Below are 16,390 nucleotides of genomic sequence, written 5' to 3' on the forward strand. Positions count from 1 at the left end.
TATCTTGCCAACCGAATAACATCGAATGCACAATGGAAACGATCAGCGGTTCTAGCAAAGGGATAGGCCTATGAAAATATTGGTAGCTGTAAAACGTGTGATAGATTACAACGTCAAGCCGCGCGTAAAAAGTGACGGAACAGGCGTCGAACTTGCTAATGTCAAAATGTCGATGAATCCGTTTGACGAAATAGCGCTTGAACAGGCTGTTCGCGAAAAAGAAGCCGGTCGCGCAAATGAAGTCGTTGCTGTAAGTGTCGGGCCGCAGGCTGCACAGGAAACATTGCGGACCGCTCTTGCCGTTGGTGCTGATCGGGCAATTCTGGTTACAACAGATGATGAAATCGAGCCGCTTTCGGTTGCAAAAGTTCTGAAGGCGGTGGTTGACAGCGAAAAACCGGATATGGTTTTCCTCGGCAAACAGGCTATTGATGACGATTCCAACCAGACAGGCCAAATGCTTGCGGCTCTTCTCGGTTGGGGACAGGCCACTTTTGCCTCCAAGCTTGAGCTGAAGGATGGCGAGGCTATTGTAACGCGGGAAGTCGATGGTGGTTTACAGACCATTGCAGTTAAACTTCCGGCTGTTCTTACCGTTGATCTTCGCTTGAATGAACCGCGCTATGCCTCGCTTCCCAATATTATGAAAGCACGCAAAAAGCCGATCGAGCAAAAAACACTTTCCGAGTTCAATATTTCCAGCCAGCCGCGACTAAAAATCCTGAAAGTGGAAGAACCACAGGCCCGCAAGGCAGGCGTAAAGGTTAAAAATGTTGCCGAACTTGTCGAAAAATTGAAAAATGACGCGGGCGTCCTCTGAGCATCAAGGGAAGGATTTCAATATGACCATTCTTTTATTGGCCGAACATAACAATGCGGAATTGTCGGAACAGACAGCAAAAGCTTTAACCGCAGCCCATGCAATCGGTGGCGATGTCGATATCCTCGTTTGTGGAAAAAATGCACAGACGGTTGCCGAACAGGCCGCAAAACTCGACAATGTCCATAAAGTACTTCTGGCAGAAGCCGACTATCTCGAACAGCAATTGGCCGAACCGGTAGCTGCAACAATTGTTGCGCAAAGCAAAGATTATGATGTCATCATGGCGGCATCGACCAGCAATGGCAAAAATATCATGCCACGGGTTGCGGCATCGCTTGATGTCATGCAGATTTCGGACATTGTCGAGGTTGTCTCGCCCGACACATTCAAACGTCCGATTTATGCGGGCAATGCTATTGAAACGATCCAGTCAACGGACGACAAAAAGGTTATTACAGTGCGTACCGCTTCATTCAAGGCAAAAGCCGGAAACGGTACAGCAACAATTGAAAAAATTACACCGGCAGCAGACCCGTCTTTGTCGCGTTATATCGGCGAAGAGGTTAAAAAGAGTGACCGGCCCGAACTCACTTCGGCAAAAATCATTGTTTCGGGTGGACGTGGCCTCGGCTCGGAAGAAAATTTCATGTCTATTCTGCTTCCGCTTGCCGACAAGCTCGGTGCTGCAGTGGGTGCAAGCCGTGCAGCCGTTGACGCCGGTTACGCCCCCAATGATTGGCAAGTCGGACAGACCGGAAAAGTTGTTGCACCGGATCTTTATATCGCAGTTGCCATTTCCGGTGCTATCCAGCACCTTGCAGGCATGAAAGATTCACGCGTCATCGTCGCAATCAACAAGGATGAAGATGCACCCATGATGCATATTGCCGATTATGCATTGGTTGGTGATCTTTTCGACGTTATTCCGGAGCTTGAAAAGGCACTTTGAAATGAATGAATTACCTCCGCGCGAGAGCATGGAATTTGATGTTGTTATCGTTGGTGCCGGTCCGGCCGGCCTTTCGGCAGCTATCAGACTGAAACAGATCAATCCCGATCTTTCGGTTGTTATCGTTGAAAAAGGTGTTGAAGTCGGCGCCCATATTCTATCCGGTGCTGTTGTCGATCCGATCGGGATTGACACTCTTTTGCCTGACTGGCGCAATGAACAAAATCATCCTTTCACAACGGAGGTAAAAGAAGACCATATTTTCATGTTGGACGAGACGAGAGCCAAGCAGATTTCCAACCGGATTATGCCGAAACTTCTCTCCAATCATGGAAAATACATCGTCTCTTTGGGAAATGTTTGCCGGTGGCTTGCGACAAAAGCGGAAGCCCTCGGCGTCGAGATCTATCCCGGTTTTGCGGCCACTGAAGTTCTTTATAATGAAGACGGGGCTGTTACAGGCATTGCAACAGGTGATATGGGCGTTGAAAAAGATGGTAGCCAAGGCCCCAATTATATGCGGGGCATGGAACTTCTCGGCAAATATGTGCTGATTGGGGAAGGTGCACGCGGTTCACTCGCAAAAACGCTCATCAACAAGTTCGAGCTTGATAAAGGGCGCTCACCCCAGAAATATGGCATAGGCATAAAAGAGTTGTGGGAGATCAATCCGGAAAAGCATCATGCGGGGCTTGTCCAGCATACATTGGGCTGGCCGCTTGATGATGCGACAGGTGGCGGCTCTTTCCTCTATCACATGGAAAACAACCAGATTGCTGTCGGATTTGTTGTCCACCTCAACTATAAAAATCCTTACCTTTCTCCGTTTGAAGAATTTCAGCGCTTCAAAACACATCCGGCTATTCGCCCGATATTTGAAGGTGGCAAACGTATTGCCTATGGTGCCCGTTCTCTGACCGAAGGCGGCTGGCAATCCGTACCGAAATTGACTTTTCCGGGTGGCGCTTTGATCGGATGTTCGGCCGGTTTTATGAATGTTCCCCGCATTAAGGGATCGCATAATGCGGTGTTATCCGGCATTTATGCTGCCAATGCCATTGCCGATGCGTTAAAATCCGGCCGCAGTCATGATGAAATTACAGAAATAGAAAATGGCTGGCGTGACAGTGCAATCGGAAAAGATCTTTATCCGGTACGTAATGTCAAACCGTTGCTATCAAAATATGGCACGAAAAAAGGTGTCCGTCTGGGCGGCTTTGACATGTGGTGTCAAACGCTCTTCCACTTTTCATTATTTGGTACAATGTCGCATGGTCTACCGGATTATCTATATCTTGAACCGGCAGAAAAACATAAACCTATAGAATATCCGAAACCTGATGGTGTTGTCAGTTTTGACCGCCTCTCAAGTGTCTTTCTTTCAAATACCAATCATGAGGAAAACGAGCCTTGCCATTTGAAAGTCACCTCACTCGATGTTCAGGAAAAATCGGAGCTAACCGTTTATGCCGGACCGTCGACACGTTATTGCCCCGCTGGCGTTTACGAATGGATCGAAAAGGATGGCAGGGAAACCTATGTCATTAACGCGCAAAATTGTGTCCATTGTAAAACGTGCGACATCAAGGATCCAAATCAGAATATTACCTGGACATGTCCACAAGGTGGCGAAGGACCCGTTTACCCGAATATGTGATTTTGTTTTCCGAATAGGTCTGAATATTTCAGGAAAACATTTGGCCTTTGGGCTGGTAAAACCAGAGACAGTGCCTCATCCGGTTATTCTGCCTTGATAACAACGGCAGAATAACTTTACCTCTGTTTTACGATTAATAAAAAAGCCGGAACAGTTATTTCCTTATTTTTTCATTTTAAATCACGGCAAAAATCAAATGAAGCTACGCGATGTCGGGGGGCGAAAATTTTGCAACCGATTTTATAAAGAGCGCGCCTTACCTTACGCAAAGGCCAGAGTGAATTTCGTGTAAAATGTTACAAAGCACAATCTTCAAAAAAAAAGAATTATCAATGCATGAAGCGGTACAGCCGTTTTCAATTCACCTTCACAAAACAAGATTTTCATTAAAGAAATTGTCTTATTGGCGGAAGGAATGTTGCAACAATCAGATATTTTTCAAAAATTCCTCACTCCAGAGATTGAAAATTTTTTCAGCTTTTATTCTCAAATCCCCTTGGTATTTTTTTGCATCATTGCGAAGATTAACCGGATCAATTCCGGCTTGCGAAAGCTCGGCGGCATGGCCTACCAACCAATGTTCAAAATAATCGAGATCGGCTTCAAGATGAAATTGTAATGCCAAAACATTTTCATAAGAAAAAGCCTGATTGGGACAAATGCCGGTTTCTGCCAGACGCTTCGCACCATCCGGAATCTCGAACTGGTCACCATGCCAATGAAGAACCGGTGTCGTACCGATCAGCTCAAGCGCACTTTTCTGCCCCTCATCGGTTAATTGCAAGCTCGAAAAGCCGATTTCTTTTTTACCCATCGGTTGTACTTTTGCACCGAGAACGCTTGCAATCAATTGCGCTCCCAGACATACACCGATCATCGGTTTTTTGATTTTTAAGAAATTTTCTATGAGCGTCAATTCCTGATTGATAAAGGGATAGCGTGCGCCATCATAAACGCCGATAGGACCACCCAGAATAACGACAACATCGGCTTCAGTTAACCGAAACGAAGAAATGTCATCTCTCGTCGCGTCAAGTTTTTTGAGCTCATATCCCCGTTTGCCAAGAATATTCCCGATCAAACCGGCATTTTCAAATTCGAGATGTTGCAACACAAGTGCTGTTTTCATTTTCTTCTCCGCAAGATCTCACGCGCAAAGTGAATGAATGCAAAAAACTTGAACTCCAGAAAGTGCTATTGAAAGCATGAAAAGCCATTCATGCCAAGCAGTTTTATCAAGAGACATCATCTGAACATTCCAGATGCGCATTTGCAAAATATCCCGTTTCAAATTTCACCATTCAAATTACAACGCGGAATGTTTTTTAGCTTAACGATTTTTTTAAGGCTTCCCGATTTATCAATGCATTTTCCGGAAGCCATGCCGTGACTTACTATTTCGTTCAAAAAAAACTGATTGGATTATGCGATATATTGTTTAGCCGACGCATTTTTTCCTTGATATTCAAATAAAAACCTTCTTTATTTAAAGAGTATTCCATTCATGGAATCTATTGGGAGGATCAACGACAGCCTATTTTTAACTTTCAGTCGAAAGCTTTACCAAAGCTTGCGACAAAAGGTGTTCTGTCGTTTTGCGTAATGACCGCCAGGAGGCTTATTAAAAGGTGGTTCGATTTCAGGGGGAGGAACTTCAAATACATCCCAAGTTTGAACGTCCCCGTTTAACAATATTCATGTTTTATCTTGGACAAAACAAACTATGGAAGAAAATATAAAGGAAAGAACGCGTCGCGCACGTAAAGCTGGTATTGCCTCTTTCATCGGAACGACAATCGAATGGTATGATTTTTATGCATATAGCACAGCCGCTGCATTGGTTTTAGGGAAACTGTTTTTCCCGACAACAGATCCGGGAACAGCAACTCTGGCTGCATTCGCAACGTTTTGGGTGGGCTTTTTTGCAAGACCTGTCGGCGGAATTGTCTTCGGCCATTTGGGTGACCGTATCGGCCGCAAAAAAACATTGGTAGCAACGCTCCTGTTAATGGGTTCTTGTACAGCCTTGATAGGATTTTTACCGGTATATCAAAATGTCGGTATTGTTGCGCCTATTCTGCTCGTTGTTTTGCGATTGATCCAGGGTTTGGCAATGGGAGGCGAATGGGGTGGCGCCGTAGTTCTTTCCGCCGAACATGCGCCAAAAGGAAAATCTATTTTTTATGCTGCCTTTGCTCAACAAGGCTCACCTGCCGGAAATCTGCTTGCAACATTGGTTTTTCTATTTTTCTCGACATTGCCTGATGAACAGTTTCTCAGTTGGGGATGGCGCTTGCCTTTCATGTTCTCCGCTATTCTGGTTATCATAGGTCTTATCATCCGCATGAGTGTGGATGAGTCACCCGAAATGGAAAAAATACAGAAAGAAAAAGCGGTTGCCCGCCTTCCGATTGCAGACGTATTAAAAAAATATAAGGCAATCGTTTTGCTGGGAATTGGTGCGACGATCATAACAGTCACAGCGACCTATTTCAAAACAACTTTTGCGCTTGCCTGGGCGGTTCATGAAAAGCTTTTTACAAGAACCGAATTTCTATCAATCGTCAGTGTTGCTATCTTTGTCCAACTTCTGGTGCAGCCTTTCGGTGCCATTCTGGCCTCAAAATTCGATTTACGAAAAACCGTTACATGGATGCTTATTCCTGAAATTTTCATGTTGCCACTGATGTTTTCACTCATCGAGACAAAATCCATGCCGTTAGCAATGATCGGTATGGCTTTGGCAACCGTCCCGCACTCGCTCTATTATGCGGCTCTTGCGGGTATTCTCGTAAAAGCATTTCCTACCCGGGTTCGTTATACGGCAATTTCGGTAACCTATCAGGTTTGTTCAATGATATTTGCCGGTTCGACGCCGATGATTGCACAATATTTGCTCAATGAAACGGGAACCATCCTGTCTGCTATGGGTTTTGCTATTGCACAGGTCATCATTACTTTGATTTGCGCTGTTGCTCTTATTGTATATGCAAAAATCCCTAATGAGAGAGATGAAGCTTAGAGGCAAATTTATATAAGGTTACAAACTTATACGAGATTTTTTTGAAAATTCGATTGGCAGATTCAATGGATCTGCCAATTGTTTTATTCGCTATGGTTCATGACCACGGATATTTCAAAGTCGGTTGATTGCGTCAATCTGCTGAAAACGACAAACATTACCTATCTTTATGACATTTTCGGCCGATTCATCCGACTTTGTAACCATAATTTTCCACGTGGCCGGATTGAAAGACAAGTTTTGTTACTAAAGCAAAACACAAACACAACAGCCCTAACGCTTTCTAGCTCTAAAATTCTGACTATCTTTTAGTTTGGAGTGCAAATATGGCAAAACCAGAAAAAATGACAAACGCTGATGCCAAGGCTTTCGAGTCTCGGCTACTTGCCGATGAAGCAAAATATTGCTCCTTCGGCGACACTGTCCACTATGTAAACCCGCCAAAAGTATTTGCTGGCTGCGAAGGCTCCTATATGTATGATCTCGAAGGTGTCCCTTACCTTGATCTGCAAATGTGGTATTCCGCCTGTAACTTTGGCTACGCAAATCCCCGCCTTGATAATGTGTTAAAAAAGCAGATCGACACCTTGCCACAGGTTGCCAGCCAATATTTGCATCCGACAAAAATCGAATTGGCCAAAATCATCGCCGAAGATATGAAAAAGAAATTCGGCCTTGACGGACGTATCCATTTCAATGTCGGCGGCTCGCAATGTATTGAAGATTCTCTGAAAGTCGTTCGTAATGCCAAGGCCGGAAAGAGCCTGATGTTTGCTTTTGAAGGTGGCTATCACGGCCGCACATTGGGCGCTTCTTCTATCACATCAAGCTATCGCTATCGCCGTCGTTACGGGCATTTTGGCGAACGCGCCATGTTCCTGCCCTTCCCTTATCCGTTCCGCCGTCCTAAAGGAATGACCGTTGAAGAATATGGCGAACATTGCGTCAACGAATTCGCCCGCCTGTTTGAAACAGAATATAATGGCGTATGGGATCCGAAAGCAAACGAAACCGAATACGCTGCCTTCTATATCGAGCCTCTTCAGGGGACTGGCGGTTACGTTATTCCGCCAAGAAACTTCTTTAAAGGCATCAAGAAAGTTCTGGACGAGCATGGCATTCTTCTTGTCGTCGACGAAATCCAGATGGGATTTTATCGCACGGGCAAATTATGGTCGATTGAACATTTCGGCGTAACCCCTGATGTTCTTGTTTTCGCCAAATCGCTCACCAATGGTCTTAATCCTTTGGGTGGCCTTTGGGCACGTGAAGAATTGATTAATCCGAAAATATTCCCTCCGGGGTCAACCCATTCAACATTCGCCTCGAACCCGCTTGGAACTGCGCTCGGTGTTGAAGTTTTCCATATGCTTGGTGAAACCGATTATGAAACCATGGTTATGGAAAAGGGCAAACATTTTCTGGCAGGATTGCAAGATCTTCAGAAACGTCATCCGGAAATTGGTGATGTTGACGGTTTGGGCTTGGCCTTGCGTGCCGAGATTTGCACCGAAGACGGTTTCACACCGAATAAAGCCCTTCTTGATCGCATGGTCGACATCGGCCTTTCGGGCGACCTTGACTGGCAGGGCAAAAAAACCGGTCTCGTTCTCGATGTCGGTGGCTATTATAAAAACGTCATCACACTTGCACCGTCATTGCTCATCACAACAGAAGAAATTGACAAAGCAATTTCGCTGCTTGACCAATTGATTACACGTGCAAAGAAAGAACAATAAAACATTGCCGGATCGGCGTTTAAGCCGATCCGGCAAACAATGGGCGTGAGGGGAGACGCGTTTCCCTTCACATTAAGTGTTGAAGTTTATTCTTCGCATTTTTTGAAATTTCAGGCTTTTTATCCGGCGTGCTGATAATTGGCTCATTGGGAATTTTAGACGCGTAAGCGAATTTCAATCCGATTCTTTCAAGAAATTTGACAGACAAACCGGTGAAATATGGGAAATCGAAAAGAGATAGACAACGCCATTAAAGCCTGGTCGAACAAGCTTGAACCGGATTATCTTTTAAGCGATTTTTTGCGCCACCCGCCTGTTGATTTCAAGGCAGATATTTCCGAGGCCGGACTTCCGGTTTTTTCAGCTCTTTTTGATCTCACAACAACAATGGATAATGAAGATCAAAAGCGTTTGAAAAAAATACCGCTCTATAAATTCTGGTCACGGCTGTTGAAGTATAAAACACTATTTGTCGGCACAACTGTCTCGGAATTTTCGCCTTTGCCCACGCCTTTTGATGCAACTCAAGCGGCGCTTTTCTTGAAAGAAAAAGAAGGCAAAAATTTCCCGCTTGTCATTGTCAAAGACTTGCCCTCCCCTTCGCCTCTTATATCCGATGAAGACGCGAGAAAAACTGCGGATTTTCTCCAACAATTGGAACAGGCGGGCTTTATTTCTGTTTCCGGTCAAGCGCTTGCCTATGTACCGGTCGATTATTCTTCACAGGATGATTTTCTTTCCCGTTTTTCTAAAAATCGTCGCAAGGATTTTCGTCGGAAACTCCGTGCCATGGAAAATCTGGAAATTGATGTTTTAACCGCCAACTCGCCTTATCTTCAAAGTGACGAGGTGATAAAACACTTCTACCAGCTTTATTTGCAGGTCTTTCAACAGAGCGAAATCCATTTCGATCTTTTGAGCGAAGATTTTTTCTACGATTTGTTACATACGGGCGACGAAAGCCTGCGGGTTGTTGTCTATAAAAAAAGTGGCAAGCTCATCGGTTACAATATTTGTTTTGCCTATAAAAACATGCTTGTCGATAAATATATCGGCTTCGATTACCCGCTTGCAACCGACAATAATCTCTATTTCATAAGCTGGTTTTTCAATCTTGAATATGCCCGCCTCAATGGCTTCAAATATTATGTTGCCGGTTGGACCGATCCTGAAATCAAAGCCTATCTTGGCGCAAAATTCGTTTATACACGCCATGCCGTCTATATTCGCAATCCTTTGTTGCGAGCGATATTGAAACACTTCCGGCATCATTTCGAGAGTGACGCCCATCTTGAACTTCAAGGAGACCAAAACTGATGAAAAATCCGGTTATCCTCGATTTTGACAATAGTGTGGGAACATTCGACAATTCGATCAATATCGATTTAAGCGGGTGTCAAGACCGTATCCGTTACGCTACGACTTTTTCCAATTTTCGTAAGCTCGAAATGGAACTTGAAAAGCAGATGCCGGAAACTTATGGACCGGTTTTTCTTGGAAGTGGCGATTATCACCATGTCAGCCAATTGTTGATAAAACATTGTCACAAACATATCAAACAAGAACCTTTAACGCTCATTGTGATTGATAACCATCCCGACAATATGCGTTATCCTTTCGGTATCCATTGCGGTTCATGGATCAGTCATGCTGCTTCCTTGTCATTTGTCGACCATGTTCACGTCGTCGGCATTACCTCCGGCGATATTGGTGTGAAACATGCCGTCGAAAACCGCTTGAAGCCGCTTATGTCCGGCAAATTGACCTATTGGTCGACAAAAGTGGATGTGAGCTGGGCAAATATTCTGGGCTTGAAAAATGCTTTCCAGACATTTGCCAATGTCGATGACATGATGTCGGCCTTTATTAGCAGCATTTATAAGGAAAATCTTCCCGTCTATCTGTCAATCGACAAGGATGCGCTTTCGCCGCAATTTATCCATACCAATTGGGATCAGGGAGAGATGGAACCGCGGCATTTGACCGACCTTATCACCAATATCGGTTCCCGACTTGAAGCCTGTGATATTACCGGAGAAGTTTCCAATTACACTTATCACAGTTTCTGGAAAAGTCTGTTAAGTAAACTTGACGGGCAAACAACCGTTTCCGACGAACTCGTTACAAAGTGGCAAAAAGAACAGCATGAGTTGAATAGCAAGCTCATTGAAACGCTTTCCGCTTATCTTTAAAAAGCGTATTTTTCAGGCGCCCGCGCTAAAGCCCGAAGCGCATGACAAAACGTGCGCCCCCCAAGCGGCTTGAAAGGACAAAAGCCGAACCATGGTGGAGTTCGGCAATAGCACGCACAAACGAGAGGCCGACACCATACCCCTCATGTGAGCCGGATTTATCGTTATCAAGCCGGAAAAAAGGCGAAAATATTTCTTCTCTGACGCTTTCCGCCACACCCGGCCCATCATCATCGAACTCGAAAATCAGCGCATCATCCTGTTTATAAACATGGATATAAACCTTTGAACGGGCATATTTGAAAGCGTTCAGAATGATATTGCGAAACGCCATTGCAGCCAATTTCGGATCAATGGAACTATCCACATTGGCAATATTATAACTGACTTCAAATCCCTTCGGCTTCAACAATGACAGATCATCAATGATATTTTCTGCCCAACGCTTGATATGGACATTTTCAAGCTTTGTCGGCATGTTTTTGTTGTTCATACGGAAATAATCGAGCGATATTTTAATCAATTGTTCAAGCTCGTCTATATCCTTGTCAATTCCTGCATAAAGCTTCTTTTTTTCTTCCGGATCGGAATCTTCCAACATGCTCAAGCCGAAGCGCAATCGGGCAAGAGGTGTGCGGAATTCATGCGCCATCGCATGCATCATGGTACGGCTATGACCGACGAGAAGTTCAAGACGGGTTGCCATATCATTGATAACATGGCCGATCATTTTCAACGGTTCGCTGCGAATTTTTGGAACCCGTGCAGTCAGGTTTCCTTCGCCTAACGCATTGGCTGTCAATCTGATGGCTCGCGCCTCGCGCCACAATGTGGAAAAAGCAAAATATAAAATGGCAAAAAACAGCACTGCGTTGACAATTGTAAGCAGTGCCAGAAGAACGAAAATTGCGCTGGCATTGGCATCGTTAATATCTGTTGTAATCAGCGGACCGAGTTTCAAATAGCCACCCGATTGCAGTTTTGCATAGATATGGTCATCTTCATCATCATAAGCGAGGTCATAAGATTTGAATTGTTCCTGAACCTCGTCGGAAAAATGGTCGGGCTTTTCGATGTAAGTGAGTCGAAAGTGAAAATGCGGCTGCAATTCTTGCAGCACATCCGACGGCTTTTTCAACGGCTCGCTCGCGATCGCACGATCAATCATATAGACAGTGCCCTGATGGGCATCGCGTTCTATATCCGCGTCGTCAATAATGCCGGTCCAGTTGGCAGGCAAAGCAAGGAACAATTGTAATGTGCCATAGGCAACGCCACCTTGCAAAAAGAACAAAATGACAAGCACACTGATCGAGCGGATGATAACTATTCGACGACGGCTTTTCTGTAATCCATCGTGTTCTTCGTTCGTCATAGCATTTCACCCATTATTGCCGTCATTCGCATTTTCACGCATTTCTGCTTAGCTTTCCCGAAGAATATAGCCCGATTATCCGTTTTTTAAATCACTGGCAGATTTTAGGCTAAATCACTGGCAGATTTTATGCCTTTTTGTTCGCTTCTTCCTGCTATCTTTCTTGTAAGGCTTGGCTCCCCGGTTTTGATTATGGCTTCAGCCTGTTTTCTCATTCGCCTTCCCATTGCAAAAAAAGATACCCTTTGGCGCGCACTGTTTTGATAAAACGCGGGTTTTCAAGGTCATCACCAAGTCGGCGGCGAAGCCTTGAAATACGTGCATCAATCGACCGGTCCAACCCGTCAAACTCGATACCACGCAAAGCATTCAATATATCGTCGCGTGATAATATCTGTCCGGCATGGCTTGCAAGAAGCCATAAAAGATCAAATTCGGCTGTAGTTAAATCAACCGGTTTATTATCAATCAGCACCGCGCGGTTCTCCTTGTCGATGACAAGATTGCCGAAAACAAGTTTGGTGCGCGACGAAGGTGATGCTTCGCTTTCAGGATGGTTTTCGTCGACAGTTTCGCTTTCTTTGCGCCTTAGAAGTGCCCTTATATGGGCAAGCAAACGGCGTGGTTCGACCGGCTTTGACATATAATCGTCGGCACCAAGTTCCAACCCGATAATTTCGTCAATATCGTCCTCGCTTGCCGTCATAATCAATATCGGGCCTTTATAGAAAGGACGTACATCACGGCAAACATCAAAACCGGATTTTCCAGGCAGCATAACATCAAGAATAACGAGATCAGGCAGCAATTGTTTGATGGCCTCTTCGGCTGTATCGCCGCGAGGATGCACCTCGACATCATAGTTTTGTCGCTTCAAATAATTGGCAACGAGTTCGGCAAGCCTTGTATCATCTTCTATTATAAGAATTTTTTTGTTCATGCAGGTTTTTCTTTTCGGTTACAGAAATGCAACAAAGAACGCATATTCGTCTCTATTGTTTATAGGTAAAAGGTCGCTATGTATCAAGCTGACCTAATTCCGGTTTATGGCTTCTATTGGAGATTAAGACGAATATGACAAGAACGTTCCCGAATGCTTTTCAAGCTTTGAGCGCTCCCGTATTCTCACAGGGTTCCATATTTTCCCGTGTCTTTGTCGATTTCGATGGCACGATTGCCGATAATGACGTGACAGATGTTCTTCTGGAAAGATTTGCATCTCCGAACTGGGAAGCAATCGAACAGGATTGGCTTTCGGGCAAAATCGGTGCACGTGAATGCATGATGAGGCAGATTGCACTTATCAAGGCCTCGCCTGCCGAGCTTAAAAAATGTCTTGATGAAATGAAAATCGATCCTGCGTTTCCGGATTTTGTCCGCTTGCTTGACGAACAAGGTGTCGATATTGCCATTTTAAGCGACGGGCTTGATTATAGCATCCGCACTATTTTGAAACGTTATGGTCTCGAAAACGTCAAGGTTTTCGCAAACCGTCTTCTTTATGCCGGTAATGACAATTGGCAGTTACAATTTCCCTACAAAAATGTTGCTTGCCCTGCCGGCAATTGCAAATGCCGCCATTTTGCCAATGCGGGTAACGGATTTACCCTTTATATCGGCGATGGTACGTCGGATTTTTGCGCGGCCGGAAAAGCCGATCTTGTACTCGCCAAAGGAAAACTTGCCGATTATTGTGCAGCAAACAGCATTGACCACATCAAGGTCGAAAACTTCGCCGAAATCATGCAAATCTGGCACAAACTGCAACGGCCGGAAAAAGCCCGCGAAAGGGTGGCTTCATGATTACCGATGTCAGCTTTTTCTATAAAGGTGGTCGGGCTGGCGTTCTTCTCATTCATGGTTTGACAGGCACACCGGCCGAAATGCAAATTCTGGGCAAAGGTTTGCATAAGCACGGTTTTACTGTCTACGGGATGCAGCTTGCAGGCCACTGCGGTGACGAAAATGACTTGCTGGCAACAAGCTGGCATGATTGGTATGATAGTGTCATACGTGCGGCAGATCGGCTTTTGGAACATGTTGATACAATGTTTGTCGGCGGGCTTTCTATGGGTGCGGTTCTGGCACTCAAATACACCGCCGATCATCCCGAAAATGTAAAAGGTGTCGGCGTATATGGTCCGACGTTTGTTTATGACGGCTGGTCGATCCCGCGTTATATCCAGCGGTCTGTCTTTTTGTTGAAATGGTTCAAAGCGCTCGGCATTTTCCAGAAAAGTGTGTTTATCGAACGGCCGCCTTATGGTTTGAAAGACGAGCGGATACGCAAAACCGTTTCCGAAAGTATGCTTTCAGGCGACAGTGCCAAAGGTGGACTTGCGGGAAATCCGCTCGGTTCGCTTGCCGAGATGCAAGAACTTGCAAAACAAACCGCGGCGCAATTGCATGATATAAAAGCTCCCTGCCTTATCATGCATTCAAACCATGATGACATTGCCAATATGGAAACAAATTCGGGACTGGTTGCACGTTCGGTTTCAGGCCCCGTCAAGATGATACCGTTGGAGAACAGCTACCATATGATAACAATTGACCGTGACCGTAAAAAAGTCATTCAGGAAAGTGCCGACTTCTTTGGTGCCTTATGCACAAAAGATCAATTGGTACCCCCTGCTGTAAACCCGTTTATTCGCGAGATTGCCTGACAATGAGTTGGCTGATTTTTCTGGTGTGGTTTGGAAATATTGTTTGTGACACTGTCGGCCAGCTTGCCTTCAAAGGTGCTGCCACAGAACCGGACGAGGAAAACAAACCGCAATCGCTTTTTCAATATTGGCTAGCGCTTTTCCGCCAACCGTTATTATGGCTTGGTATTATAGCCTATGTCGCCGAATTTTTGCTATGGATGGCATTTTTGACATTGGTTCCGCTTTCGGAAGGTATATTGCTCGGATCAATCAATATCATTGTTATCATGGTATTGGGGCGGCTGTTTTTTGATGAAAAACTCACCTCTATGCGGGTTCTCGGCATCAGCTTTGTTGCCATAGGTGTTGCTATTGTGGGAGCTTTTTAATGCGTCGCTTCTATATTCTGGGCTTTTTCTTTTTGATGATGTTTGACACGCTCGGACAGATCAGCTTCAAGCTTTCGGCAACAGCCGCCCTGCCATTGGAAGCAAGTTTCGGATGGTTATACCGTATTTTTTCCCATCCTTTTGTTTATTTTGCTATCCTCGGCTATGTCGGGGCATTCTTCACATGGATGACTCTTTTAAGACGCGCGCCTGTCGGTCCGGCATTTGCGGCGTCGCATCTCGAAGTGGTCACCGTCATGATTGCTTCCGTACTGATATTCGGCGAAACAATTTCATTGGCACATTTTGCCGGTGCGCTGTTTATTGTTGCGGGTATTGTCTGCCTTGCATTTGCCGAACGTGATGTCATCAAAAAAGAAAACGAGAAATCATAACAATGAAGAGACAAGGCGAAATTCCACCAACCGCCGGTCTCCCTATGGTTTGGCATGATTGGTTGCCAACAAAAAAAGAACTCTGCCCCAATTTAAGCGACATGTTCGATTTGCCGCCGCTCATTCTGGAATGTTCAGGCACGGCTTCACTTATTGTTGCCCTTCAAACTCTGGCAAATATGCCCAAGAACGAAAGGCGTAGAGACGTTATCATACCCGCTTATAATTGCCCTCTCGTTGTGCTTGCCATTGCCCATTGCAATTTGACAGTAAAACTCTGCGATACAGCAAAAAACAGTTTCGATTTCGATTTTGATTGCCTCGACAAGCTGATCGACGAAAAGACACTAGCTGTTATTCCGACCCATATTGGTGGCCAATTGGCAGATGTTGAACAATGCATTCAAATGGCTCATAAAAAAGGCGCTTATGTCATTGAAGACGGGGCACAGGCGCTCGGTTCGGCAGCCGGAAAAATGGGTGATATTGCTTTTTTCAGCCTTGCCGTCGGAAAGGGGCTTACACTTTATGAGGGCGGCCTTTTGACATCGTCCAATGATGAAATCCGGCAGTCATTAAAGGAAACCCACCAAAAAATAGTAAAACCCCGCATTTTCTTTGAACTTAAACGCATAAGCGAATTGTTGGGATATTCTATCGCCTATCGTCCGCGGCTTTTGTCACTCGCTTATGGCATGCCAAGGCGCAAGGAACTTGCAGCCGGCAATATAGAGGAAGCGGTCGGTGATGTTTTTGATGACGATATTCCCGTTCATCTTGTAAGCCGTTTCAGAATGAAAAGAGGCGCAAACGCAGCTTCAAGGCTCAAACCCTTTTTGGTTGACATAAAAAAACAGGCGCAACTTCGCATCAACAGGCTTGCAAAAATTCCCTCAATCAAGGTTGTCAAAGGCATTGATGATGAAGGGGCCATTTGGCCATTTATTATGGTGCTTTTTAAAACCGGAGAAGCACGGGACAAGGCACTTCAAACGTTGTGGCCTTCACCCTATGGCGTGACGCGCCTGTTTGTTCATGCTTTAGCGGATTATTCCTATCTTGAACCGCATTTCAATATGCGTTTTTCAACCCCTAATGCCCGCGATTTTGCGGCGAGAATGTTGACCATATCGAATAGTCCGTGGCTTGATAACGAGACGTTCGACAAGATTGTAACAACCATTGCAAGGTCTGTTTGAAA

At 45.1% G+C, this 16,390-nt stretch carries 15 protein-coding genes; 12 read left to right on the plus strand and 3 right to left on the minus strand.

Annotated features, from left to right (window positions below; genetic code table 11):
• The first annotated feature begins 70 nt into the window (after window positions 1-70).
• From H3S94_RS01760 to H3S94_RS01770, 3 genes are read left to right on the plus strand one after another with little or no spacing between them, the layout of a single operon-like run.
• Window positions 71-820, plus strand: coding sequence for an electron transfer flavoprotein subunit beta/FixA family protein (locus H3S94_RS01760; protein ID WP_198240098.1), 750 nt, complete (start codon window positions 71-73; stop codon window positions 818-820).
• Between the two features lie 22 nt (window positions 821-842).
• Window positions 843-1,772: an electron transfer flavoprotein subunit alpha/FixB family protein gene (locus H3S94_RS01765; protein WP_077990908.1), complete on the plus strand. Its 930-nt coding sequence runs from the start codon at window positions 843-845 to the stop codon at window positions 1,770-1,772.
• Between the two features lies 1 nt (window position 1,773).
• Window positions 1,774-3,429: an electron transfer flavoprotein-ubiquinone oxidoreductase gene (locus H3S94_RS01770; RefSeq protein ID WP_198230647.1), complete on the plus strand. Its 1,656-nt coding sequence runs from the start codon at window positions 1,774-1,776 to the stop codon at window positions 3,427-3,429.
• A gap of 427 nt (window positions 3,430-3,856) precedes the next feature.
• Here the strand turns inward: H3S94_RS01770 and H3S94_RS01775 are convergent, their stop codons facing one another.
• A complete protein-coding gene (locus H3S94_RS01775; protein ID WP_198240099.1) occupies window positions 3,857-4,558 on the minus strand; it encodes a glutamine amidotransferase in 702 nt (233 codons plus the stop codon).
• A gap of 594 nt (window positions 4,559-5,152) precedes the next feature.
• Here H3S94_RS01775 and H3S94_RS01780 point away from each other — a divergent pair.
• From H3S94_RS01780 to H3S94_RS01795, 4 genes are all read left to right on the plus strand, one after another.
• Window positions 5,153-6,451, plus strand: coding sequence for an MFS transporter (locus H3S94_RS01780; RefSeq protein WP_198240100.1), 1,299 nt, complete (start codon window positions 5,153-5,155; stop codon window positions 6,449-6,451).
• A 326-nt stretch (window positions 6,452-6,777) separates the two neighbouring features.
• A complete protein-coding gene (locus H3S94_RS01785; protein WP_198240101.1) occupies window positions 6,778-8,190 on the plus strand; it encodes an aminotransferase class III-fold pyridoxal phosphate-dependent enzyme in 1,413 nt (470 codons plus the stop codon).
• A gap of 219 nt (window positions 8,191-8,409) precedes the next feature.
• Window positions 8,410-9,507, plus strand: coding sequence for a GNAT family N-acetyltransferase (locus tag H3S94_RS01790; RefSeq protein WP_198240102.1), 1,098 nt, complete (start codon window positions 8,410-8,412; stop codon window positions 9,505-9,507).
• On the plus strand, window positions 9,507-10,382 hold the full coding sequence (locus H3S94_RS01795; RefSeq protein ID WP_198240103.1) for an arginase family protein: 876 nt from the start codon (window positions 9,507-9,509) through the stop codon (window positions 10,380-10,382). The genes H3S94_RS01790 and H3S94_RS01795 overlap by 1 nt, the downstream gene beginning before the upstream one ends.
• 25 nt (window positions 10,383-10,407) lie before the next feature.
• Here the strand turns inward: H3S94_RS01795 and H3S94_RS01800 are convergent, their stop codons facing one another.
• Together H3S94_RS01800 and H3S94_RS01805 are read right to left on the minus strand one after the other, a co-directional pair.
• The gene (locus H3S94_RS01800; protein WP_198240104.1) at window positions 10,408-11,757 is read right to left on the minus strand and encodes an ATP-binding protein; all 1,350 of its coding nucleotides are present in this window, start codon (window positions 11,755-11,757) and stop codon (window positions 10,408-10,410) included.
• A 211-nt stretch (window positions 11,758-11,968) separates the two neighbouring features.
• Window positions 11,969-12,697 (minus strand): response regulator, encoded by a 729-nt coding sequence (locus tag H3S94_RS01805; RefSeq protein ID WP_077990894.1) that lies wholly within the window; start codon window positions 12,695-12,697, stop codon window positions 11,969-11,971.
• A gap of 134 nt (window positions 12,698-12,831) precedes the next feature.
• Here H3S94_RS01805 and H3S94_RS01810 point away from each other — a divergent pair, with 134 nt between their 5' ends.
• Genes H3S94_RS01810 through H3S94_RS01830 form a run of 5 tightly spaced genes read left to right on the plus strand, consistent with a single transcriptional unit; the run spans window position 12,832 to window position 16,388 of the window.
• The gene (locus H3S94_RS01810; protein ID WP_198240105.1) at window positions 12,832-13,560 is read left to right on the plus strand and encodes an MtnX-like HAD-IB family phosphatase; all 729 of its coding nucleotides are present in this window, start codon (window positions 12,832-12,834) and stop codon (window positions 13,558-13,560) included.
• Window positions 13,557-14,423 (plus strand): carboxylesterase, encoded by an 867-nt coding sequence (locus H3S94_RS01815; protein WP_198240106.1) that lies wholly within the window; start codon window positions 13,557-13,559, stop codon window positions 14,421-14,423. The genes H3S94_RS01810 and H3S94_RS01815 overlap by 4 nt, the downstream gene beginning before the upstream one ends.
• A 2-nt stretch (window positions 14,424-14,425) precedes the next feature.
• Entirely contained in the window at window positions 14,426-14,794 is a 369-nt protein-coding gene (locus tag H3S94_RS01820; protein ID WP_077990876.1) for an EamA family transporter, read from the plus strand.
• The gene (locus tag H3S94_RS01825) at window positions 14,794-15,189 is read left to right on the plus strand and encodes a multidrug efflux SMR transporter (protein WP_198240107.1); all 396 of its coding nucleotides are present in this window, start codon (window positions 14,794-14,796) and stop codon (window positions 15,187-15,189) included. Before H3S94_RS01820 ends, H3S94_RS01825 begins: the two co-directional genes overlap by 1 nt.
• A gap of 2 nt (window positions 15,190-15,191) precedes the next feature.
• A complete protein-coding gene (locus H3S94_RS01830; protein ID WP_198240108.1) occupies window positions 15,192-16,388 on the plus strand; it encodes an aminotransferase class V-fold PLP-dependent enzyme in 1,197 nt (398 codons plus the stop codon).
• The last annotated feature ends 2 nt before the right edge of the window (window positions 16,389-16,390 follow it).

It is taken from the genome of Bartonella sp. B10834G3, from assembly GCF_016102505.1.
Classification (GTDB): domain Bacteria; phylum Pseudomonadota; class Alphaproteobacteria; order Rhizobiales; family Rhizobiaceae; genus Bartonella; species Bartonella choladocola.